Origin of the sequence: Corynebacterium sp. LK31 (genome assembly GCF_014335015.1) — a bacterium.
Taxonomy (GTDB): domain Bacteria; phylum Actinomycetota; class Actinomycetes; order Mycobacteriales; family Mycobacteriaceae; genus Corynebacterium; species Corynebacterium jeikeium_D.
On sequence record NZ_PDGW01000013.1, the window covers coordinates 223,933 to 245,732 of the forward strand.

21 protein-coding genes and 1 tRNA gene are annotated in these 21,800 nt (G+C 59.0%); 10 read left to right on the top strand and 12 right to left on the bottom strand.

What is annotated here, in order from left to right:
* Positions 1 to 105 precede the first annotated feature (105 nt).
* Positions 106 to 1,542, bottom strand: coding sequence for an FtsX-like permease family protein (locus tag CRD18_RS06100; RefSeq protein WP_070546208.1), 1,437 nt, complete (start codon positions 1,540 to 1,542; stop codon positions 106 to 108).
* A complete protein-coding gene (locus CRD18_RS06105) occupies positions 1,539 to 2,264 on the bottom strand; it encodes an ABC transporter ATP-binding protein (protein ID WP_070546206.1) in 726 nt (241 codons plus the stop codon). Before CRD18_RS06105 ends, CRD18_RS06100 begins: the two co-directional genes overlap by 4 nt.
* A gap of 117 nt (positions 2,265 to 2,381) precedes the next feature.
* Between CRD18_RS06105 and CRD18_RS06110 the strand changes: the two genes are divergently transcribed.
* From CRD18_RS06110 to CRD18_RS06120, 3 genes are all read left to right on the top strand, one after another.
* Positions 2,382 to 3,173: a sensor histidine kinase gene (locus CRD18_RS06110; protein WP_083301589.1), complete on the top strand. Its 792-nt coding sequence runs from the start codon at positions 2,382 to 2,384 to the stop codon at positions 3,171 to 3,173.
* Complete coding sequence (locus CRD18_RS06115; protein WP_070438677.1) at positions 3,173 to 3,886, top strand: response regulator transcription factor; 714 nt, start codon at positions 3,173 to 3,175, stop codon at positions 3,884 to 3,886. Before CRD18_RS06110 ends, CRD18_RS06115 begins: the two co-directional genes overlap by 1 nt.
* Positions 3,887 to 4,007: 121 nt before the next feature.
* Positions 4,008 to 5,528, top strand: coding sequence for an aldehyde dehydrogenase family protein (locus CRD18_RS06120; RefSeq protein WP_070827287.1), 1,521 nt, complete (start codon positions 4,008 to 4,010; stop codon positions 5,526 to 5,528).
* Positions 5,529 to 5,709: 181 nt separating this feature from the next.
* Here CRD18_RS06120 and CRD18_RS06125 read toward each other — a convergent pair whose 3' ends face one another.
* Positions 5,710 to 6,147, bottom strand: coding sequence for a hypothetical protein (locus tag CRD18_RS06125; protein WP_049192879.1), 438 nt, complete (start codon positions 6,145 to 6,147; stop codon positions 5,710 to 5,712).
* Between the two features lie 412 nt (positions 6,148 to 6,559).
* On the opposite strand from CRD18_RS06125, the gene CRD18_RS06130 reads away from it, so the two are divergent.
* Positions 6,560 to 6,913 (top strand): hypothetical protein, encoded by a 354-nt coding sequence (locus CRD18_RS06130; RefSeq protein WP_049189619.1) that lies wholly within the window; start codon positions 6,560 to 6,562, stop codon positions 6,911 to 6,913.
* 762 nt (positions 6,914 to 7,675) lie between these two features.
* Here the strand turns inward: CRD18_RS06130 and CRD18_RS06135 are convergent.
* A tRNA-Asn gene (locus CRD18_RS06135) sits at positions 7,676 to 7,747 on the bottom strand.
* Between the two features lie 347 nt (positions 7,748 to 8,094).
* On the opposite strand from CRD18_RS06135, the gene CRD18_RS06140 reads away from it, so the two are divergent.
* Both CRD18_RS06140 and CRD18_RS06145 read left to right on the top strand, forming a co-directional pair.
* Entirely contained in the window at positions 8,095 to 9,252 is a 1,158-nt protein-coding gene (locus CRD18_RS06140; protein WP_049170748.1) for an S-(hydroxymethyl)mycothiol dehydrogenase, read from the top strand.
* Complete coding sequence (locus CRD18_RS06145; protein ID WP_049192878.1) at positions 9,249 to 9,881, top strand: MBL fold metallo-hydrolase; 633 nt, start codon at positions 9,249 to 9,251, stop codon at positions 9,879 to 9,881. The genes CRD18_RS06140 and CRD18_RS06145 overlap by 4 nt, the downstream gene beginning before the upstream one ends.
* Positions 9,882 to 9,900: 19 nt before the next feature.
* Here CRD18_RS06145 and dnaG read toward each other — a convergent pair whose 3' ends face one another.
* The gene (dnaG, locus tag CRD18_RS06150) at positions 9,901 to 11,832 is read right to left on the bottom strand and encodes a DNA primase (RefSeq protein WP_080969560.1); all 1,932 of its coding nucleotides are present in this window, start codon (positions 11,830 to 11,832) and stop codon (positions 9,901 to 9,903) included.
* A gap of 119 nt (positions 11,833 to 11,951) precedes the next feature.
* On the opposite strand from dnaG, the gene CRD18_RS06155 reads away from it, so the two are divergent.
* Positions 11,952 to 12,455, top strand: coding sequence for a ribonuclease domain-containing protein (locus tag CRD18_RS06155; RefSeq protein ID WP_049189621.1), 504 nt, complete (start codon positions 11,952 to 11,954; stop codon positions 12,453 to 12,455).
* Between the two features lie 26 nt (positions 12,456 to 12,481).
* Here the strand turns inward: CRD18_RS06155 and CRD18_RS06160 are convergent, their stop codons facing one another.
* Positions 12,482 to 13,177 (bottom strand): GAP family protein, encoded by a 696-nt coding sequence (locus tag CRD18_RS06160; protein WP_083229230.1) that lies wholly within the window; start codon positions 13,175 to 13,177, stop codon positions 12,482 to 12,484.
* 84 nt (positions 13,178 to 13,261) lie between these two features.
* Here CRD18_RS06160 and CRD18_RS06165 point away from each other — a divergent pair, with 84 nt between their 5' ends.
* Positions 13,262 to 13,837, top strand: a complete 576-nt coding sequence (locus CRD18_RS06165) for a TetR/AcrR family transcriptional regulator (RefSeq protein ID WP_048732681.1) — start codon at positions 13,262 to 13,264, stop codon at positions 13,835 to 13,837.
* Between the two features lie 15 nt (positions 13,838 to 13,852).
* Here the strand turns inward: CRD18_RS06165 and CRD18_RS06170 are convergent, their stop codons facing one another.
* The gene (locus tag CRD18_RS06170; protein ID WP_048732682.1) at positions 13,853 to 15,145 is read right to left on the bottom strand and encodes a deoxyguanosinetriphosphate triphosphohydrolase; all 1,293 of its coding nucleotides are present in this window, start codon (positions 15,143 to 15,145) and stop codon (positions 13,853 to 13,855) included.
* Between the two features lie 28 nt (positions 15,146 to 15,173).
* Between CRD18_RS06170 and CRD18_RS06175 the strand changes: the two genes are divergently transcribed.
* Positions 15,174 to 17,207, top strand: a complete 2,034-nt coding sequence (locus CRD18_RS06175) for a TPM domain-containing protein (protein ID WP_242458680.1) — start codon at positions 15,174 to 15,176, stop codon at positions 17,205 to 17,207.
* An 8-nt stretch (positions 17,208 to 17,215) separates the two neighbouring features.
* On the opposite strand, the gene CRD18_RS06180 is transcribed toward CRD18_RS06175, so the two are convergent.
* From CRD18_RS06180 to CRD18_RS06190, 3 genes are read right to left on the bottom strand one after another with little or no spacing between them, the layout of a single operon-like run.
* On the bottom strand, positions 17,216 to 17,632 hold the full coding sequence (locus CRD18_RS06180; RefSeq protein ID WP_016423108.1) for a hypothetical protein: 417 nt from the start codon (positions 17,630 to 17,632) through the stop codon (positions 17,216 to 17,218).
* Positions 17,620 to 18,189, bottom strand: a complete 570-nt coding sequence (locus CRD18_RS06185) for a hypothetical protein (RefSeq protein WP_016423109.1) — start codon at positions 18,187 to 18,189, stop codon at positions 17,620 to 17,622. The genes CRD18_RS06180 and CRD18_RS06185 overlap by 13 nt, the downstream gene beginning before the upstream one ends.
* Positions 18,189 to 19,574, bottom strand: a complete 1,386-nt coding sequence (locus CRD18_RS06190) for a glycine--tRNA ligase (RefSeq protein ID WP_049189626.1) — start codon at positions 19,572 to 19,574, stop codon at positions 18,189 to 18,191. Before CRD18_RS06190 ends, CRD18_RS06185 begins: the two co-directional genes overlap by 1 nt.
* A gap of 190 nt (positions 19,575 to 19,764) precedes the next feature.
* Between CRD18_RS06190 and CRD18_RS06195 the strand changes: the two genes are divergently transcribed.
* A complete protein-coding gene (locus CRD18_RS06195) occupies positions 19,765 to 20,259 on the top strand; it encodes a Fur family transcriptional regulator (protein WP_070607075.1) in 495 nt (164 codons plus the stop codon).
* 37 nt (positions 20,260 to 20,296) lie between these two features.
* On the opposite strand, the gene CRD18_RS06200 is transcribed toward CRD18_RS06195, so the two are convergent.
* Positions 20,297 to 21,064 (bottom strand): isoprenyl transferase, encoded by a 768-nt coding sequence (locus tag CRD18_RS06200; protein WP_049170724.1) that lies wholly within the window; start codon positions 21,062 to 21,064, stop codon positions 20,297 to 20,299.
* A complete protein-coding gene (gene recO, locus CRD18_RS06205) occupies positions 21,048 to 21,797 on the bottom strand; it encodes a DNA repair protein RecO (protein ID WP_016423113.1) in 750 nt (249 codons plus the stop codon). The genes CRD18_RS06200 and recO overlap by 17 nt, the downstream gene beginning before the upstream one ends.
* Positions 21,798 to 21,800 lie beyond the last annotated feature (3 nt).

Below are 21,800 nucleotides of genomic sequence, written 5' to 3' on the forward strand. Positions count from 1 at the left end.
TGAACCACAGTTGGTTACAGGCTCTAATCCTCAAGTTGAACCCTAAGGAACTGGCCGAGCACCGAGCACCACTGCCCGGCCACTCCACTGCCCTTTTAATGGCGACTAGTCGTTATGGCGAATCTGTCGACCCAGCAACTTGTGGCGAAGCGGATCAACCGCCAAGGTCACAGCGCCAACTGATACAACTCCCACGAGGTACGCCAGCGCAACAACAAGTGAGCGTTGACCAAACGTGATTTCGTTCGCAATCGGGCCGAACATGGTGGCTCCCAACAGCGCACCCATAACAAAGCCGAAGATGCTGGTCGCAAGCATGGGAAAGAATGTCTGCTTGAAAGTGACCGTGCGGTGGAAGCTGATTGGCGTCCCGATGAAGTCCAGCGCCTTTGTCAGCGATGCCTCTTCATAGACGGCTGAGGCCTGAGTCAAAAGCGTTGACACCAGCAACAGAATGAAACCGATTACGAAAGTGATAGTCACACCGGTTGCAATATCGTGCGCGAATGTGACATCTGCAACCTCTTCAATCTTGTCTTCGCCAGGCACCATCATTGTGTAGCCAAGCAGCAGAGACAGGAAGGCCATGGAACTTACTCGACGCCACGATTCCTTAGCGTTAGTCGCGACTCGTCGCGTCGCCACAAAATCACTTGAAGTACCGAAGAAGCTGGAGATGCGGGCAACAAGCTGGATAAAGAAAGGCGCCACCAGGCCAATTGCCCAGACCATCAGGTACATCATCGCTGCGACACCAAGCGTGGCAGTGACGGTTCCACCCGCGATATTGGAGTTGGCAATCACGTATAGGACGATCGCACCGATAACAACGGCCACAATCATGCGCCAAGCCTTCATCGACTTGGGCACTTCCTTGCGGCTAACGCCGAGTGGTGAAATCATCACCCTTCGCAAACCAACCACAGCCGCATAGAGCGCGAGGAGCACCACGGCAACCCAGACCAGCGGGTAGCCCCACCAGGGCAGCAACATGTCCCAGGTATCCAGGTAGTCATTGTCGAACTTGATTATCGCCCAGAATGGCGCAGTGGCCACCGACAACAACGTGCCCACGACAAGCCCTACAGCTGCCAATACGAGGGTTTCGATAATCACCATGCGCGTAACTGCCCCGTTAGACAGACCAATCAAGCGCAGAGTTGCCAATCGCTGCTCACGTCCTGCAGCGCCAAGCACCGCCGACTGTGCCACGAGCGAAACCATTGCCGGAATCACAAAAACACAGGCCACGAGTGCCAGCTGCAGGTACATCTCGCCCTGACCTTGATTCATGTAATCCTCGGGTGTTGGGTTCGGCGGCAGCTTTGGCTCAGCCTGCCAACGGCGGTAAAACATCGCCGTGCCACCGACGACGACCAACGCCAACCAGGTACTCACGGTCATGGCCACCACGGACAATGCGGACAGCCAGCCGTTTCCCGAATGGGATTCACGCCCGGCGCGCTGCAGCCGCGTGCTCAAGTCCGCTAGTGCGCCGGTAGGAATTCTCTGGGGTTTTGTTGCTTCAGTTACGGTGCTCACTTTGTAACCTCCGCTCCTGCCAGCATGCGGTCGTCGTGAATCAGGCCATCGCGGATCTCCACACGTCGACGACACCAGTCGGCCACCTTCACATCGTGCGTGACCATCACCAATGTCGTGCCAGTCTGCTCCACCAACGCGGTGAGCTGCTGCATGACCTCATGGCCTGTGGACTGGTCCAGCGCGCCAGTCGGCTCATCGGCGAAGATGACACCTGGCTCGCCGGCCATCGCGCGGGCAATTGCCACACGTTGTGCTTGACCGCCGGACATCTGTCCTGGGCGACGGCGCGTGAGGTCCTTGAGCCCCAGGCGGTTGAGGACATCGTCGGCAAGCGCGAGTGACTTCGAGCGCTTCTTGCCCTGCAGAATCATTGGCAGAGCAACGTTTTCCCTGGCAGTCAGCTCGGGAAGGAGCTGGCCATCTTGGAAAACGAAGCCGAAGTCGTGCAGGCGGAGGGCGGAGCGGTCGGCGTCGGAAAGCGAACTGATCTTTGTGTCACCGAAGATGACGTCGCCGTCGTCCGGTAGCAAAACGCCGGACATGCAGTGCAGCAGCGTGGACTTACCAGAACCTGACGGTCCCATGACTGCAACCGTTTCGCCGGGCTCAATGGTCAGCGAAATGCCGGTGAGAACGGGAGCGGAATTGTAGGACTTGGTGATGTCGCGGATACAAAGTCGTGCGTTTCTGGGGCTGTTGTTCTCTGTCATGGCACTCATTTCACTCGCACGGAGGCGATTTCAACACCGTGCCCACTTTCCTTTTGCGGTAGTGCTAGGTCTACCATGCCGGAAATTAATTCCTCCGCACACAGAGCTTTCGTACCATGGGAAACTATGGAGCTGAAGGATTATTTCCGCAAATATATCGGCGCGAACCGTCGCGAAAAAGCGCATAAACGCAGCTACGAGGAATCCGCCGCCGCCCGCATCGCCGAACTTACCGCTTCACGACGAACAATTGCCGAAGCCTTTGAGATTGAACGTCGCCGCATTGAAAATGACCTCCACGACGGAGCTCAGCAATACATTGTTGCGGCTTCAATGAAATTAGGACTTGCGGAATTAGAGGCCTCCAATACTGGCAATGAGGAACTAATGCAGCTCCTGTCGGAAACGCGCGGCCATTTGGAGGATGGCCTGCGGGCCTTGCGGCGAACAGTCCATGGCATCCATCCGCAGGTGTTGCGCGATCGCGGACTGCAAGCGGCTGTTGAGGAAATTGCTGAAGGATATGGCCCTCACGTTGTTGTACACACTCCCTATCCGCTGCCGGAATTGGAGGAAAGCGTGCTCGCCGCGGCATATTTTTTCTGTGCAGAAGTGCTGACAAATGCAGCAAAATATGCGCCGAATGCTCCTGTTTCTGTGCTGCTCACCTCAGATCAAACACTGAATATTTCAATTACGGACCAAGGCCCAGGTGGGGCAAAATTGGGGCGCGGATTGCGGGGCATGAAAGAGCGCCTGGCCACTTTTGACGGTGCGATGACCATGCACTCTCCCGAAGGCGGGCCAACGCAGGTAATAGCCAGAATTCCCTTGATGCTAAATCGCTGGGAATCGGGCATTGGAGAAATAGAAGGCATGGATATGGAAAGCGTGGAGAAGAAAGGTGCGGCGAAATAATGAAAATTGTCATTGCGGATGACTCGGCACTCCTGCGGGAAGGAGTCGCGGGGCTCGTCGAAAAGCGCGGACATGAAGTGATTGCGATGGTCGACACTGCGCACGGTCTGGTGGCGGACATCGATGACCGGTTTGACGACTCGGGCGAGCTGCCAGACCTGGTGATTACCGATGTGCGCATGCCTCCGAAGATGAGTGACGACGGCCTGCGGGCCGCAGTGGAACTGCGCGAGCGTTATCCGCAGCTGAATGTCATGGTGCTGTCGCAGTATGTGGCGCCGGCGTATGCGCGTGAGTTGTTCTCGCCGGGAGGTGCTGGGGTTGGTACTGGGGCCGGCTCAAGTGGCAGCAGCTCGAGTGGCGGGACCGGGTATCTGCTCAAAGACCGCGTTGGCCAGGTGCTGGACTTCTTGGGTTTGCTCGAGGTCGTCGCAGGTGGTGGCGTGGTGATTGACCCTGATGTGGCGACGGCATTGATGCAGTCCGGCAAATCGGGGCTAGCCAGTTTAACGGCGCGCGAACGCGAAGTGCTCGAGCTGATGGCACGCGGCAAGTCCAATAAGCAGATTGCCGATGACCTCGTGCTTTCCGGGGCGGCGGTGGCGAAACACGTGTCCAACATCTTTATGAAGCTGCATCTGGAGCCCGGCGAGGAAAACCGCCGTGTGCGGGCAATTTTGGAATTTCTCACGGCGACGTCGGGGCAGATTTAGGGTCGGCAGCAATCGCATCTCTCGCAAAAGCGATGAAAAAATAAGTGTTGATTATGACACGAGTCACAATTTAAAGTTGGCTCATACGTTTGTTGTTTCCCTATAGAAAGGACGTGTCTACATGACTGTTTACGCCAACCCCGGCACCCCCGATGCAATCTTCACGTACAAGGAGCAGTACGAAAATTTCATCGATGGTAAGTGGACACCTCCAGTAAACGGGCAATACATGGACAACTCCACCCCGGTTACGGGCGAGGTTTTCTGCCGGGTTCCGCGGTCTAACGAGAAAGACATTGAGCTCGCTCTCGACGCCGCGCACAAGGCGAAGGACTCCTGGGCCTCGGTTCCTGCGGCCGAGCGGGCGCTGATCCTCCACCGCATCGCGGACCGTCTGGAGGAAAACCTTGAGAAGATTGCCGTCGCCGAGACCTGGGAGAACGGCAAGGCCATTCGCGAGACCCTCGCCGCTGACATCCCGCTCGCAATCGACCACTTCCGCTACTTCGCCGGGGCCACCCGCACGCAGGAGGGGCGCATCTCGCAGATTGACGACAACACGGTCGCCTACCACTTCCACGAGCCACTCGGCGTCGTCGGCCAGATTATCCCGTGGAACTTCCCCCTCCTGATGGCCGCATGGAAGATCGCCCCGGCCCTCGCCGCCGGCAACTGCATCGTGCTCAAGCCAGCAGAGCAGACCCCCGCGTCGATTCTCATGCTCACCGAGATTATCGCCGATTTGCTTCCGGACGGCGTTCTCAACATCGTCAATGGCCTCGGCACCGAGGCCGGTGCTGCGCTGACCGCAAGCGACCGGATCTCCAAAATTGCGTTCACCGGATCGACTGCCGTGGGCCAGCTAATCAACAAGGCAGTGTCCGACAAGATTATTCCGATCACGCTGGAGCTCGGCGGCAAGTCCCCATCCATCTTCTTCCCCGACATCATGGACGCCGACGACGCGTTCCGCGAGAAGTGCATCGAGGGCCTGGCCATGTTCGCGCTGAACCAGGGCGAGGTCTGCACCTGCCCGTCGCGAGCTCTAGTCCACGAGGACATCGCTGATGAGTTCCTGAAGCTCGCGGTCGAGCGCGTTAAGCAAATCAAGACCGGCAACCCGCTGGATACGTCGGTACAGATGGGTGCCCAGGCATCCCAGGAGCAGCTGGACAAGATCTCCGGCTACTTGGAGTCCGGACCGAAGGAGGGCGCACAGGTTCTCACCGGTGGCAACGTCGCCAAGCTCGAAGGGCTGGAGGGAGGCTACTACGTCGAGCCGACAATCTTTAAGGGCAACAACTCGATGCGTTTCTTCCGCGAGGAAATCTTCGGCCCGGTCCTGGCCGTGACAACCTTCAAGACCCTGGACGAGGCTCTCGAGATTGCCAACGACACTATCTACGGTCTTGGCGCCGGCGTGTGGAGCCGCAACCAGAACAACGCCTACCGCGCTGCCCGCGGTATCCAGGCCGGCCGCGTGTGGGTGAATAACTACCACAGCTACCCTGCTCACGCAGCCTTCGGCGGTTACAAGCAGTCCGGTATCGGCCGCGAGAATCACTTGATGATGCTCGAGCACTACCAGGAGACCAAGTGCATGCTCGTCTCTTACGACGAGAACCCGACTGGCCTGTTCTAAGAATCCGACCCCTTGGGGCTAGGCGATTTGTCGATTCCGATTCACGTCCGATGAAGGTGTCGACAATCGCCTCTGCCCCAAAAAACGCCCTCCGCGCCTGGCAGATTACGATGGTCGGCCTTAACCTGACGCACCAGGCGCTGGCGGCTCCAAAGTTAGAGGCCTAACTCACGGCCGCCAGCTAGGTCTCTCTTTCTTTCTTCGCTTTCCGGCGCCACCTACGCATCCGATTAATCGCGGCACTGGCGGCCCATCCGCCAAGAAATAGTAGCGGGATGTAGAAGAACACGACATAGGCGACGGCTAGGCCGTCCTGGCCATCGGGCGGCGTGGTGAGAAATAGGAATGCCAGATCGCCAAGCGCGGCAATTCCTGCGCCGGTAGCTGCTGCGACAATGCTCCGCGCGCTGGCCATCCCCCGAGCCAACGACCCATCACCGGCGAAAACGGCTATTGCTCCGACCAGCATTACTGAGACCAGCATGGACACAATCCACGACGCAATTCCTTCGTCGTAGGCGAGGTTGGGCTCCGGCAAGATGAGCCCACCTAAAACGCTCCACGCGACCGCGGCGAAAAAGGACGCCAGCAAGGGGCAGGTTATATTGTCGAGCCTCATGCGTCCCAGGTTACGTGAGATGACCTCCAGAAAGACCAAATCCCCCTCCCCAGTGGAGAATCGAGTCACGCCCGCAAGAGCAAAAATCCCCCGACCATAGAGTGGGTTAAGTAGCAAAACTGACAACCCCGAAAAATTATGGGCTGCAAATGTGAAACTGTGTGAGTTTATGACACTTTCAGGGCATTTTTCGTGCCATTTTTGACATAAACGCAGTCAGTAACTCGCATCCACCCAACGCCATCAGCCATAAACGCAGTCAGTAACTCGCACTGGGGTAAGTGGCGAAAGGTGCCCACCGGCGACGCACCGCCCAGACACGCTTTTCTTTACTTACCCCCATATTTCGGTTCACGAAGATACCTACGCGCTGGAGAAGCTGGCCGAGGTCAAGTCAGCGTGCAACCTCACCATGATTCTGACTCCTGGTAACCACGATCAGATTCACCCCAAGTTCCAGCCTGCGGTGCAGATGGAATGGATGGGCGCCTACCAGAACGTCTTTGACCTCATCAGCCTGAATCTCCAGATTAAACAGGGCAAGAAGGCCTATCTCGTCAACCACTACCCCGCGCTGATGGATCGGACCGCGTCCAAGAATGCCGTCCGCTGGGCTCCGCACGCTAATCGTTGGACCGGCATCGTTCACGGTCACACGCATTCGTCCGTGACGCTCATGCCTGGCCACGTCAACGTCGCGCCCGAAGCCCACGACCTGCAGATTATCCACAGTTCGACACTCTGGGACCTCCTAGATCAGGTCTAACCTTTAGCTTTACGACGGTCCCCGCGCCCCAGCCCAACCGCGCCACCTGCGGCTTCGGCTGGGGAACTCATAGCGCCCACGTCTCTAAGTACTCAGGTACTGGCTAGCTCGGGCAGCTTTGTGCCCCCCCAAAAAAAGTGCTCCATCGCCTCCTATGCGCCTGTCCATTTATGGCTTAACTGTCCGCCTATGGCCCAAAAGTGACCTGTTGCGCCAATGTGTACATATGGTCGCGTATACAGAGCCAAACGTTACTGTCGAGCCATACGTCATCTTCGAGCCATACGTGGCGTGCTGCCGCGATGCCGTGATGGCTCCTCTTCACTTGTCATTGCGCTATTGGGATTCTAGAACCCCCGCATAAGTGGCGAGTAAGTGGCAAGCTTTCGGCTCCAGCGCTCTGGCCCAAGACTCCAGCGACTTGTGGCCAAGGTATTCACCTATCGATGCGCTGGAGCGTGGCCATAAGTGAATACCTCATCGACATGTGAGAGACCCAGCCAATACCGTGCGCATAAGTGCCGAAAAACCATCGACAAGTCACCGACACCATCGACAAGACCCCGAAACTTGGCCATAAGTGGCGGAATAGAAAATAGACCGCTCACTCCCACGGCCCAACCCCTCAATAACCAGCCGGGGCGCGTCGGGGAAAGACACGAATTTTGTCCTTTGGCCCGAATATTTAATGATTGTTTTAGTGGATTAACACTGCGAATAAAAAACCAGGCCAGAGAAAAACTCCCTGACCTGGCCTAATTGCTCCTCCAGCTGGACTCGAACCAGCAACCCTTCGATTAACAGTCGAATGCTCTGCCATTGAGCTATGGAGGAATACTCACCGCCAAGAACCAGCTAACCCATACTTCGGCCACGCCGTTCCTTGCGACGGATAGATACTTTACCCAGACCCCCTGAAACTCACAAATCGCCAGGTCAAAGGTTAATTTAGGCATCTCATACCCATCGGCCATGACATTGTTGTGAGTTCTTGAAACCACACAATCCGTGCAATCCACATGATCCACGCAATCCACACAATCCGTGCAATCCGTGCAATCCACACAATCCGTGCAATCCGTGCAATCCACGCAATCTCACACAGCCCAACGAAGCCCCCAGCAGTACTGAAAACGCTTTCCATCATGCACTTTTCATACCGCGCTCATACGATGGGGCTTATGTCTGAACAAACCAACGGAACCGAAAACACCGAGCAAACCGCACGCGTTGTGCGCGGCGTTATCGCCCGCGAAAAAGGCGCACCTGTAGAACTTACTGATATCCACATCCCGTCCCCGGGCCCGAACGATGTCATTGTTGACATCCAGGCCTGCGGCGTCTGCCATACAGACCTGGCTTACCGCGACGGCGATATCACCGACGAGTACCCGTTCTTCCTCGGCCACGAGGCCGCAGGCGTGGTCTCCGAGATTGGCGAAGAGGTCACGCATGTTGCCGTCGGCGATTTCGTTGTCCTCAATTGGCGCGCCGTCTGTGGCGAGTGCCGCGCCTGCAAGCGCGGTGAGCCACAGTACTGCTTTAGCACTTTCAACGCCTCCAAGCCCATGACGCTTGCCGACGGCACCGTCCTCACCCCAGCACTGGGAATCGGCGCTTTTGCGGATGCCACCCTCGTCCACGAGGGCCAGTGCACCAAGGTCGATTCGGCAGCCGATCCGGCCGTTGCGGGCCTGCTGGGCTGCGGTGTCATGGCCGGCATCGGTGCGGCTATTAACACCGGCGAGGTCAAGCGCGGTGAATCGGTAGCCGTCATCGGCTGCGGTGGCGTTGGTACGGCCGCTATCGCCGGTGCCAAGCTGGCCGGCGCTAGCAAGATTATTGCCATCGACATCTCGGACGAGAAGTTGGATACCGCCCGCGAATTCGGCGCGACCGAGACCATTAACTCTGCGGAGCTGGCTAAGAGCGATAAGGGCACCGGGGAAGAGGATCCCGTCGTTAAGCGAGTGCGTGAGCTGACCGACGGTTTCGGTGCTGACGTCGTGATTGATGCGGTCGGCCGTCCGGAAACTTACAAGCAGGCGTTCTACGCCCGTGACCTGGCTGGACGTGTTGTGCTGGTCGGTGTTCCGGCGCCGACGATGGAGCTGGACATCCCGCTGGCGGATGTGTTTAGCCGCGGTGGTGCGCTGAAGTCGTCCTGGTACGGCGACTGCCTGCCGGAGCGGGACTTCCCGATGCTGGTAGATCTGTCGTTGCAAAACCGCCTGCCGTTGGAGGGCTTCGTAACGGAGCGCATTGGCATTGAGGATGTTGATGAGGCTTTCGAAACTATGAAGGCCGGTAAGGTACTGCGATCGGTGGTGACGCTGTGAACAAGGATTTGAGGGTCGACCACGTTCTCACGTCGGGCACGTTCTCGCTCGACGGTGGCACGTGGGACGTAGACAACAACGTATGGGTGCTCGGCGATGACCGTGAGGTCATTGTCATCGATGCGGCGCATGAGGCGCAGCCGATTATTGATGCGGTGGATGGCCGCAAGGTAAAGGCCATCGTGTGCACCCACGCACACAACGACCACATCACTGTGGCACCTGAGCTGCAGGAAAAGCTCGACGCTCCCCTGCTGGTCCACCCGGGCGACCAGATGCTGTGGGAGCAGTCCTGGCCGAACCTGGCGCACGAGGACCTCGCACACGGTCAGCGCCTGGAGATTGCGGGCATGGAGGTTGTCATTATTAACACTCCGGGCCACTCCCCTGGCTCGTGCTGTCTGTACGTGCCGGAGGCCGCGGAGCTGTTCTCGGGTGACACGCTGTTTTCCGGCGGTCCTGGAGCGACCGGTCGATCCTACTCGGATTTCGACACGATTATTAACTCCATCCGCGACAACCTGCTGACTCTGCCTGCGGAAACGACTGTCCGCACGGGTCATGGCGATCACACGACGATTGGCCGCGAGGCTCCGCACTTGGAAGAGTGGATTCGCCGCGGCTACTAGCCGCCCTACTAGTCGCTAGCTACTCAAACACGACCTTGACCGCCTCTGCTTGCAGTTCGCGGCGGTACTGCTCCATCGCGAGCAGGTCCGCGAACAGCGAGTTGTAGGCGGTTTCGTCATCTGAGGGCCGCATTCGCGAGAGCATCGCCTTCAGCTGTGCAATTTGGTCACCGACCCACACCTCCTGCAACCGCGCCAGAATCGCCTGCGCATACGGGCGCAGCGTCTCTGCATCGACGGCGATTTGCTCCACGCCCAGCTCAGTCACGAGATGCTTGACGACGTCCTCCCGCGCCTGATCCATAATTGCGGTCGCCCAGCTATGTGGCTGTGTGGCCGCCTCCCCACAGGCGCCCCCGGCAGCCATGATGGCGTCGAATACCGCTCGGTATGTCGGATGCCCAAAGGTCTCAGGTGCGAGCGCATCGAATACCGGGCCGGTGGTAGCGGGCTCTTGAATTGCCAGCTTGAGGGCCTCACGCTGCGCATAAAGCACAGGGTCCCGCGGGTTTGGATACGGCAGTGCCGGGTTGCGCCGGCGCCGCGCTTCCTCCGCCTCTTCGCGGGCCCGGGCCTCTTCTTGGCGACGCTGGTAGGGAGTGCGCTTTTCATTCTGTGGCCGACTGGCCTCCTCGCGGACGCGCTGCACAAGCTCGGCTTCATCATTCCAGCCAATCCAGCCGGCAACTTCGCGGGCATACTCATCGCGCAGCGCCGCGTCCTTGAGCTGGGCCAGGACAGGCACCACTCGGCGCAGCCCGGAGACCCTGCCATTAGCGGTGGTCAGGTCATAGTCGGCCAGAAGTGTGCGGAGGACAAATTCGATCAATGGCCGTCGTGAAGCGACGAGATCGCGGACTGCGGCCTCTCCCTTCTTCTGGCGCAGATCACACGGATCCATGCCGTCCGGCGCGACCGCGACGTAGGACTGGCCGGTGAAGTTCTGCTCGCCCTCGAAGGCGCGCATGGCGGCCTTCTGCCCTGCCTCGTCGCCGTCGAAGGTGTAGATGAGTTCGCCGCGGAAGAAGTTGTCGTCGAGCATGAGACGGCGCAGCAGCTGGAGGTGTTCCTCGCCGAAAGCGGTACCGCAGGACGCGACGGCCGTGGTCACGCCTGAGGCGTGCATGGCCATGACGTCAGTGTAGCCCTCCACGATTACAGCCTGATGACCAGCGGCAATGTCCTTCTTTGCCAGATCCAAGCCGAAGAGGACCTTGGACTTCTTGTACAGCATGGTCTCGGGCGTGTTCATGTACTTGCCCAGATTGTCATCGTCGAAAAGCTTGCGGGCACCAAAGCCGATGACATCGCCGGACATATTGCGAATCGGCCACATGAGACGACGGTGGAAACGGTCGATCGGCCCCATGCGCCCCATCTTGGAAAGACCTGCCTTATCCAGCTCCTCGAAGCTAAAGCCCAGGCGCTGCAGGTGCTTGGTTAGTGTGTCCCAGCCGGCCGGCGAGTAGCCACAGCCGAACTGGGCCGCGTGCTCGGCGGTGAAGCCGCGGTTTTCCAGAAACTCGCGCGCTGGCGCTGCTGCAGGCGTGGAGAACTGTTCGCGGTAGAACTTCTGTGCCTCGCGGTTTGCGGCGATGAGACGCTGGCGAGTTCCCGGTTCCTCGCGACGGCCCGTGCCGCCGCCCTCATAGTTAATGTGGAAGCCAATTTTCTCCGCACAGGCTTCGACAGCCTCCGGGAAAGACAGGTGTTCCATCTCCATGAGGAAGCTGAATACATCACCGCCCTTGCCGGTGGAAAAGCAGTGGTAGTAGCCATGATTGGGGCGTACGTGGAACGACGGCGTGCGCTCGTCTTTAAAAGGCGAAAGCCCTTTCAGAGAATCCGCGCCAGCCGGTTTGAGGTTCACGTATTCTGCAACGATCTCCTCAATCGGAGTCCGTTCGCGGATTGCCGCGATATCGGAGTCCGGAATTCTTCCCCTAGCCATGAAAATAACCTTACCCAAACCGTCCAATCGACTCCGCCGTAGAGGTTTCGCATGCCGACGAGCCGCCCGCGCCCAGCCCATAACGTGCCGGCGGCGACCGATATGGAAAGATACTAGCCATGGCTGAGTGGAAGAAGATTGCGAGCGGCGTCGGCGCTGCCGCCCTGGTGCTGGCTGGTAGTTACCTGGGACTCGATGGCGGAGATCAGAACGCATCGGGGTCGGAGGACTCACAGGGGTCGCAGAGTTCCGCTGCCTCTAGCGCGAAGTCGAATCCCAAGCCGGGTCCTAACTCGAGCAGCAACAAGTCGGGTGCAAAGGGTGCCACCTGCGCAGTAGATACCCTGCCGCAGGAGGCCGACGATGTTATCGACCGCATCCTGACCGACCAGGACCACATCTATTCGCAGCACGACGGCAAGCACTTCGGTAACTACGAGGGACGCCTGCCGAAGGAGCGCGGTGACTACTACCGCGAATACACCGTGACCACCCCGGGTAATTCCAGCCGCGGTGCACGCCGCATCGTTGTCGGCGGCGGTTCCGAAAACGATCCGGATGTCTGGTACTACACCGACGACCACTACGAGAGCTTCTGCGAGATTCCTGACGCGGAGGACTGAGCCAAAGTATCACTGCGGAATTAGCGCTACCCGATAAAACCGAGTTGATTTGCGCTCCGGGCAACAAGAACGATGCCAATTATTGCTGCCACCCACAAAACAGTGACCTTTGTTTCATATTCCAACCGGGGGATAACGCTCACTACCCGGCTGTAGACCTTATCTCCAAAGGCTGCGAAGAGCACTCCAACAATGACTGCGGGCAAAATCATCACTACACAGTAGAGCGCGAGGATAAGCAGTTGCACTGCGAAAGGCACTGCCATCGATTCAATAATTCCGATTGCCGCCAAGTACGGCAACATCGTACCGACCTCGACAACTGCTGCAGCTAAGGCTAAACCCACCATCGCTGGGAGACCGGCAGAACCTTTCTTAGTGTCCTCCGACCGAGATTCAATTACCTCTTCGACGGTCCGTTTCTTGGGATTCGGTGCCAGGATTCCGTAAGCAGCTAACAAAATACCCAACACCATCATCACCCAACTGAACCAAGTGTTGGATGCAATGCCCGAGACTGCGTCTAAAGCCTGACGCAGGCCGAAAAAGAGCGCGATGCCAACCGCAAAGTAGGACAAGACAATTGTCCCTAAATAAGTAACGTATTCGGCACCTCTCATCCTCCGCCAGACGATGAGCAGCACTACTGGAATCAGCAGGGTTCCAGCACTGAGACTGTCAAGAAGCGCAAGCCCCACAAGAACAAGATAGTCCATCTCCATCACTCCCTCGTACATTCGTATAGTAAACTATCATACAGTCGTACGGGAAGTGGCGCGAATGAAACCCCAAAGGAGTTTTAGGATATGAGCATGATGTCACCTCAAGAAAAAGCCATTTCCGATGCAGCAATCAAAGTGATTGTTAACCAGGGGTTCGACGTTGTCAGCGTTCGAAAAGTGGCTCAACAGGCGGGCGTAGCCCCTGGAACAGTGCAGTATTTTATGGGCACGAAAGACGAACTACTCAGCAGGGCACTTCTGCGCTCGGCAGCACGACAGCATGAAAGAGTCTCGTCGCTACGCTTTCAATCGAATACCTCGCCGCTAGAACAGCTCCACCGCTCCCTGCTCGAACTACTCCCCATCGGCCCAATACAGCGCGAAGACGCAGCACTGTGGGTTATCCTCGGTGCCGCTGCATCAACACGCAAAGTTCTGGCCCAGGAGTACCAGAACGAACTCAGTAGATTCCAGGACCATCTCATTTCAGCACTGTCCGCCGCAGACGTCCCTGGAGATATAGCTCAGACGGCCCGGCTCATCACAGCTATCGTAAATGGACTAGCCCTCGATTACATGCATGCGAAGCCCGACGCAGAGACTACGAAGGCGCTTTCCGATGACCTCAGTAGTAGCCTTCAGCGGATACTTCAAAAATAGTAATCGCTGACAGCACTACCCCCACGCCGCAGCCACACCAGCAATCTGGCGATCAAGCCGCTCTACACGCGATTCCGTCATCGACGCTAGCTGATCAACGATAACCCGCAGCCGCGCTTGGTCACTCTCCGCCCGGGAATAGAGCCACTGGAACATCGGATCAAGCGTCCCTGGAGCACCTTCCTGCAGATACTCGGCCACCCGGAAAAGACGATCGCGTTCACGCTCCTGACGGCGAATATGACGCGGAAGATCCATCACATACAGCACGGCGATGGTCTTCAGCATGGTGACCTCCGCCAGAATCGAGCTGGGCACGGCGAGGTCCGCGTCGTAACGCCCGAGCGGAAGCGTCGACCCGGAGGCAGCACGCGTACCCGCGACGGAAGCCGTGACGAAACGGCCGACCAGCTCCGAGGTCATCCGTTTCAGCGCGACCAGCGAGCGCAGCGAACCATCATAGGACGCCGCAGCTGATACCACCGGCAAGCTGGCAAGACGCCCGGCAGCCTCGACGAGCTCCGCTGGATCGCCACCAAATGCGGCAGCGCCCTTGTCAGCGAGTGCGGCCAGTTCCACCGTGTCCCACAGAACACCCAGGTCAACGCGGCCAGAGACGATGCCATCCTCGACATCGTGGACGGAATAGGCGACATCGTCAGACCAGTCCATGATCTGCGCCTCAAGACACTGCTTGCCGTGCGGAACGCCCTGGCGAATCCACTGCAGAATTGCGGCATCTTCCTGGTAGGCCCCGTACTTGTGGCGGAGCTGACCATCGGGACCGATTGGCGTCCACGGGTACTTACAAGCCGCATCGAGCGCCGCCCGAGTGAGATTGAGTCCGCAGGGCTCACCTGTACCATCGAGCACCTTCGGCTCGAGGCGAGTGAGAATACGCAGCGTCTGCGCGTTGCCCTCAAACCCGCCGCACCCAGCGGCAATCTCGTTGAGGGCGCGCTCGCCGTTGTGGCCATACGGCGGATGCCCGATGTCATGGGTCAGGCCGGCCAGCTCTGCGAGATCCTCATCTGCACCCAACTCGCTGGCGATTCCGCGGGAAATCTGCGCGACCTCCAGCGAGTGAGTCAGGCGTGTGCGGGGAGTATCGCCCTCCCCTGGCCCCACAACCTGGGTTTTGTCAGCCAGCCTGCGCAGCGCTGCGGAGTGCAGGACGCGGGCGCGATCTCGTGCAAACGCCGCCCGGTGGGTTTCCAAGGACTGCACCCCAGGCAGCAATGACTGCTTCGGAGACTCCTCGACAATACGAGCGAGTTCAAAAGATGAATACGAAAATTTACCGGCCACGTAATTATTGTTACGTATCCTTGTAGATATGTCTGACAGGAATCGCGTGTTTCGCCCCCTTTACCTTGCCGCATCGGGTGCTTTTCTCGGCCTGAGCATGCCGCTAATTACTGCCGCACTACCGGCACAGCCACCGGTTCACGCACCTGCTTCGCTGCTGGCACTCGCACCGTCAGCATCCCTGGCGCACGCCGAGGCACCGGCGGATGTGTCGGGCGAGGTGGCTGATCTCGCAGGTGTGCTGAGCGGCGGCGATGAAGCTCGTCTGAAGGAGCAGATTCAGCAGCTCAAGACAGAGAAGCGACTCCTGTTCTCGGTGTTTTATATCAAGAGCTTCGACGGCATTCAGGGCCAGCAGTGGGCACAGCAGGCCTGGGAACACCTCGGAGCTGCCGACAACCGCGGTGTCATCGTCGTCGCTGTGGAAGACCGAAACCTCGGCGCTTTCGTCGGAGACTCCTTCCCCCGCAACGCGGAGGCCATCAACAGGGCAGCTCAAGGGCAGTTGTTAGAGGATGACAACTGGGCAGCTGCGGGTGAAGCTGCCATCGCCGAGGCAGGCGGTGGCAGCGGCTCCGCCGGTGGGTGGGCGCTCGGTGCCGGCCTCGGTGGTGCTGCCGTTGTCGGTGGCGCCACCTGGGCCGTGGGCCGCCGCAATAAGAAGAAGCGCGATGAGGAGGAGATCGCTCGTGGCCGCAACATCGACCCCAAGGATGTCTCTTCGCTGGACTCGCTGAGCACCAGCTCGCTCGATGTTCTTGCGCACGATGAGATTGTCAGTACCGATGAGTCCATTCGCAAAGCCCGCACCGAGCTCGACCTCGCCCGCGCTGAGTTCGGCACCGAACGCATCCGCAGCTTCGACAACGCACTGAAGCACTCTCAGTCCACGCTCGAGCGTGCGTTTGCACTTCGCCAACAGCTTGACGACGGCTCCGTGTCCGACGAAATCGAGCGCCGCAGTGTCCTGCTGGAGATTATCTCCACCTGTGGTGTTGCGGATGACCAGCTCGACGGCGAGGCCGCAAACTTCCAGAAACTCCGCCAGGAGTTGATGAATGCTGAAGCGACGATTTCGAAGCTCACTCAGCGAAGTGTCGAGCTGCGTTCACGTATGCCGCGTGCCGGCGAAATTCTCGATGGTCTGCGCGCACGTTACGAAGAGCAGATGCTCAGCTCTGTGACCGACAATATCGACATGGCCACGGAGCACCTGAATCAGGCTGACCAGTCAATGTCTGAGGCCCGCCGCATCGCGGACCTACCTGCCGGTGAGCAAGGTGGTCTGATTGATGCGCTGTCGGCCACCGACTTTGCGCTCACACAGGCAGAGAGTCTTCTGGAGGCCATTGAACACGCCGATAGCGATATTCACGCTGCAGTCGCTGGACTGGCTTCCCTTATCGCCGAGGTCCGCGGTGAAATCGATGAGGCCTCGCACCTGATGTCGGCACCGCAAGGCGCCAACATCAACCGCGAGCGTCTCAATGCGGCCATCGAAGCAGGCCGTGAAGCACTCGGTGTGGCAGCCAATAAGTCCGAAGTGGATCCACTGAGTTCCTGGACCGCACTGACCGATGCCGATGAGCTACTCGACGAAGCCCTCGACTCCGCTCGAGACAAGGCCGCGTCGTTCGCCCGCGCTACCGCTACTTTGCAGCACAGCATGCAGGATGCCGACAATCACATTCGCGCCGCGGCTGACTTAATTGCTACCCGCCGCCGTGTGGTTGGCGCTGAGGCTCGCACTCGCCTCGCGGAGGCGCAGCGTGCTTACGGCTCTGCTCAGGGCTTGGCCAACGACGATCCGCGAAAGGCGTTGGCCTACGCACGTCGTGCGCGCAAGCTCGCGGCTGAGGCCGCTGACTTGGCCCGCCGTGACATCCGCCGCTACCAGGATCAGCGCCGCGGTGGCGGCAGCAACGGATCGATGGTCGCCGGCATGGTGCTGGGAAGCATGCTCAGCAACAACAGCGGCTTTGGTGGCAGCATCGGTGGCTTCGGCGGTTTCGGCGGAGGTTCGAGCCGACCAGGCGGCTCCGGCAGCACAATGGGCTTCTAGATTCCCGCCTAAATTCGCATCTGGCGTGGTCCATCCACAGACCACGTCGCCAGAGCGGCGGCAATCAGCCAGTCTTCGAAACTCCCCCGGAAGTCTCCTTTCTGGGCATAGACACCAAATACCCCTCGGCCTAGACTGTCCTCTCTGACGATTCGGGCGAGCTCATAGCCTGGCCGCTCGATGTCGAAGACCGTGCGAATTCCCCGTCCTTCTCTGTTTAGGACGAAAGAATCCCCCTCATCCGGATTCGTCATCACTAGCGCGTTCGTGCTAAAAAAGCGGGCTTTCACCTGCCAGCCACGCCCTTGTGACGAGGTGATCCAGAAAGCACTAAAGACCCCGTCCTGACAGCTCCAGCCGTCGGACAGGGCCTTTTGGTTCTCGTCGTAAACGACGCCGTCTGCAATAGTTGCTACACGATCCACACCCAAATCATATAGGCAATCAGCAAGAGCAAGCAGACAGTGAGAATCCAGGTAGAGGAAACCATGCGGGACTCCAGCACTCGACGAGCACTGTAGACCAGGAAGATCTTCTCCTCTTCCGGCAGCGCACGGCCCTCATCGGTGTCGAACTGCACCTCTGCGTGGCGCACGCCACGGGACGCACCGGTAAACTGACCCCACTTCTCGCCGGTCTTCGCATTCTCGATGACGTAGTTCGTCGATCCCTCGCACACCAGCTTGCCTTCAGGACGATCCGGCCCAAAGGTCACTGAAAGCTGCTTGGCTCGCGAAATCTTGTCACGGTCAGCAGCAACGGTCGAGAACACGCGGCCGTTGGGAAGCGTGGCGGAAACACGGTGATTAGCAGAGGCATCAATGACCCACTCCCCTTCCGGGGTGTTGAGGCGATCGCCCTGCTCATCACGGATGTACGTGCCGACTTCGGTGCTTTCCTTCAGAATCGGCCAGGTTTGCTCGGATTTTTCCCGAGAGCCGTCGCCGAGACTATAGGATTCCCAAAAAACTTCTTCGGCCATTAGCAGCCCACCAGGCGAGCTGCGAGGTAGCCTTCCAGCTCGTCAATCTTGACGCGCTCCTGCTCCATGGTGTCGCGGTCACGGACGGTCACAGCGTTGTCCTCGAGAGTATCGAAGTCAACGGTGACACAGAACGGAGTACCGATCTCATCCTGGCGACGGTAACGACGGCCGATAGCACCGGAGGTGTCGTAATCGACGGCCCAGTACTGGCGCAGCTTGTCCGCGACAGCCTCAGCGGTCGGAGTCAGGGTGTCCTTCTTCGACAGCGGCAGAACAGCAACCTTAACCGGCGACAGACGCGGGTCTAGCTTCAGCACGGTACGGGTGTCGGTGCCGCCCTTTGCGTTCGGCACCTCTTCCTCGGTGTAGGCATCACACAGGAAGGCCATCAAGGCGCGGGTCAGACCGAAGGACGGCTCAATGACGTACGGAACGTACTTTTCGCCGGTGACCTGGTCGTGGTAACGCAGGTCTTCCTTGGAGTGCTCGATGTGGCAGCCGAGGTCGTAGTCCGTACGGTTGGCGACACCCATCAGCTCGCCCCACTCGTTGCCCTGGAAGTGGAAGCGGTACTCGAAGTCGATTGTGCGTGCAGAGTAGTGAGCGCGCTCGTCCTTCGGAACGTCGAACTGACGCATGTTCTCCGGGTTAACGCCCAGGTCAATGAACCAGTTCCAGCAGGCGTCGACCCACTCATCGAACTTCTCTTCCGCCTCGTTCGGTGCGACGAAGTACTCGATCTCCATCTGCTCGAACTCGCGGGTACGGAAGATGAAGTTGCCCGGGGTGATCTCGTTACGGAATGCCTTACCGGTCTGGCCGATACCGAACGGTGGCTTCATACGAGCCGTGGTCATAACGTTCTTGAAGTTGACGAAGATACCCTGAGCGGTCTCCGGGCGCATGTAGTGCAGGCCCTGCTCATTGTCGACCGGGCCGAGGAAGGTCTTCATCAGACCGGAGAACATCTGCGGCTCGGTCCAGTTGCCCGGCTGACCGGTCTCCGGGTCCGGAACATCTGCCAGACCATTGGCCGGCGGGTGACCGTGCTTGGCCTCGTAGGCCTCCAGCAGGTGGTCAGCGCGGTAGCGCTTGTGGGTGTGCAGGGACTCCACCAGCGGGTCGGTGAAGGTAGCGACGTGGCCGGAAGCTTCCCAGACCTGGCGCGGCAGGATAATGGAGGAATCCAGGCCGACGACATCCTTACGACCGGTGACGAAGGTCTTCCACCACTGGCGCTTGATGTTTTCCTTCAGCTCCACACCCAGGGGACCGTAATCCCATGCCGAGCGGGTACCGCCGTAAATTTCACCACACGGGTAAACGAACCCCCTGCGCTTACACAGGTTGGCGACGGTATCGACAACTGACTTAGGTGCCACGGTCTAGACCACTCCTTATAAATGGCTTCGCATCGCACACCACACGCCTTTTCCGGGCACACAATTCAGCCCGTTCCGTGCGGCGAACGACATAATGAAAAGCAAAATGTACTGACCCCAACAGGCCAGTTAAAAGTTCCCCTATACTCTAGCGCATCTTGTCCAACCGATACCGGGTAGTGTCGGTTACATGGCTGGCGAAGATATGCACGAAGTTAGTTCTGGCGAAAACCCACGTGGTACGGGCTCCCCCGCTAGCACCGGAACACAAGCCTCCGCGCGGCCGGCCGCAACCCGCATCGGCCAGCGCAGTACTCGCCAACGCCGCGCCGTCGTGTCGATTATGAGTGAGGCCCCTAATTTTCGCTCCGCTGCTGACATTCATAAGTCGCTGACGGAACGTGGGGACAAGGTCGGCTTGACGACGGTCTATCGGACGCTCCAGTCCCTTGCAGAAATGGACATTGTCGATGTTCTGCACAATGCCTCCGGAGAGGCTCTGTACCGGCTGTGCGGTGACCACCACCATCATCACCTGGTCTGCACCGATTGCGGCAGCACCGTTGAAGTCGCCGGCGGCCCTGTCGAGCAGTGGGCGCACAGCCTTGCGGAGGAGCACGGTTTTAATCTGACCGGGCACACTGCTGAGGTCTTCGGCCTGTGCAGGGACTGCCAGAAGAAGTAGCCCGGGCTCCCTCCCCCCCCCTAAAAAAATATCGGCTCTAGGCCTTGCCGAACCTACGGTCGCGCTTTGCGTACTCCACCACTGCGGCGCGCATGTCATCCCGACCGAAATCCGGGAAAAGCTTGTCTTGATAGACCATCTCCGCATAGGCGGACTGCCAGATCAAGAAGTTGGACGTGCGCTGCTCGCCCGACGGACGCAAGAACAGATCAACATCCGGCATAGTCGGCTCATCCAGGAACTGTGCGAAAGACTTCTCGGTCAAGTCATATTCGCTGAGCTCCCCCGCTGCTGCCTGACGAGCAATCTCTCTAGCAGCATCAACAATTTCAGCGCGACCACCGTAGTTGACGCACATATACAGAGTTAGCGCGTCATTGTCCTTCGTCTGTTCCTCGGCAATCTCAAGTTCCTTAATCACCGAGCGCCACAGTCGCGGACGACGCCCTGCCCAACGCACGCGAACGTTCTTCGAATCCAGCTCATCACGACGTCGACGCAGCACATCGCGATTAAAGCCCATGAGGAATCGGACCTCATCGACCGAACGACGCCAATTCTCAGTGGAAAATGCGTAAGCCGACAGGTGCTTGACGCCCATCTCCAAACAAGCATCGACGCACTCCATCAGCACGGCCTCACCACGCTTGTGCCCCTCGGTGCGTTTGAGCCCACGCTGTTCGGCCCATCTACCATTGCCGTCCATCACGAGCGCGATGTGATTGGGCACGAATTGCTGCGGTACAGGAGGATTCAACACGCTTCCTATTGTGCCCCACCGCTGACGTTTACTGCCAAAAAGCATCCACATGTTCCAGCGCCGGCACCCGGCGGCCCAGGTAGTACTGCAGGTACTTCGCCGTTAGGGTACGCGCCGTCGCCATTCGTCCCTCGAATTCGCTTGACGACGTATCGATGCCCGCCCATTGCTCATGAGCAAGCTGCCACATCAGATGCAGAACCTCGGTCGGCGGAGTATCTGCACCCGGTGGCCTGCAGTTGGTGCACACTGCTCCGCCCAGTGCGGGAGAAAACGCGTGGTGAGGGCCGGCTTTGCCGCAGCCTGCGCATTCAAAGAGGCTTGGCTGCCAACCTGCCTGCGCCATTGCTCGCAGGATGTAGGAGGTCAGCAACAAATCGGGGCGATGGCGACCGGCCGCAACGTCGTCGAGCGATTGGGTGGTGAGATCCCACAATTCGGGAGCCGGCACTTGCTCCTCGCCGACAATGCGTTCGGCGACGTCCAGGACTGCACACGCACAGGTGTAGCGCGCATAGTCGTCGACAAGCGGTGCTGCCCACGTGCGCACGGTATCTGCGCCTGCGATAGTGGACAGTCCTCGGCGTGGGTAGATGTTGACATCCACGTCGACGAATGGTGAGAGGCGGGAGCCGAAGCGGCTCTTCGCGCGGCGCACGCCTTTGGCGACACCGCGGACTAGGCCGTGGTCGCGGGTGAAAAGGACGATGATGCGGTCGGCTTCGCCGAGGTCGTAGCGGCGTACGACCAGCGCACGGTCGCGATACGGCTCGACCAACTT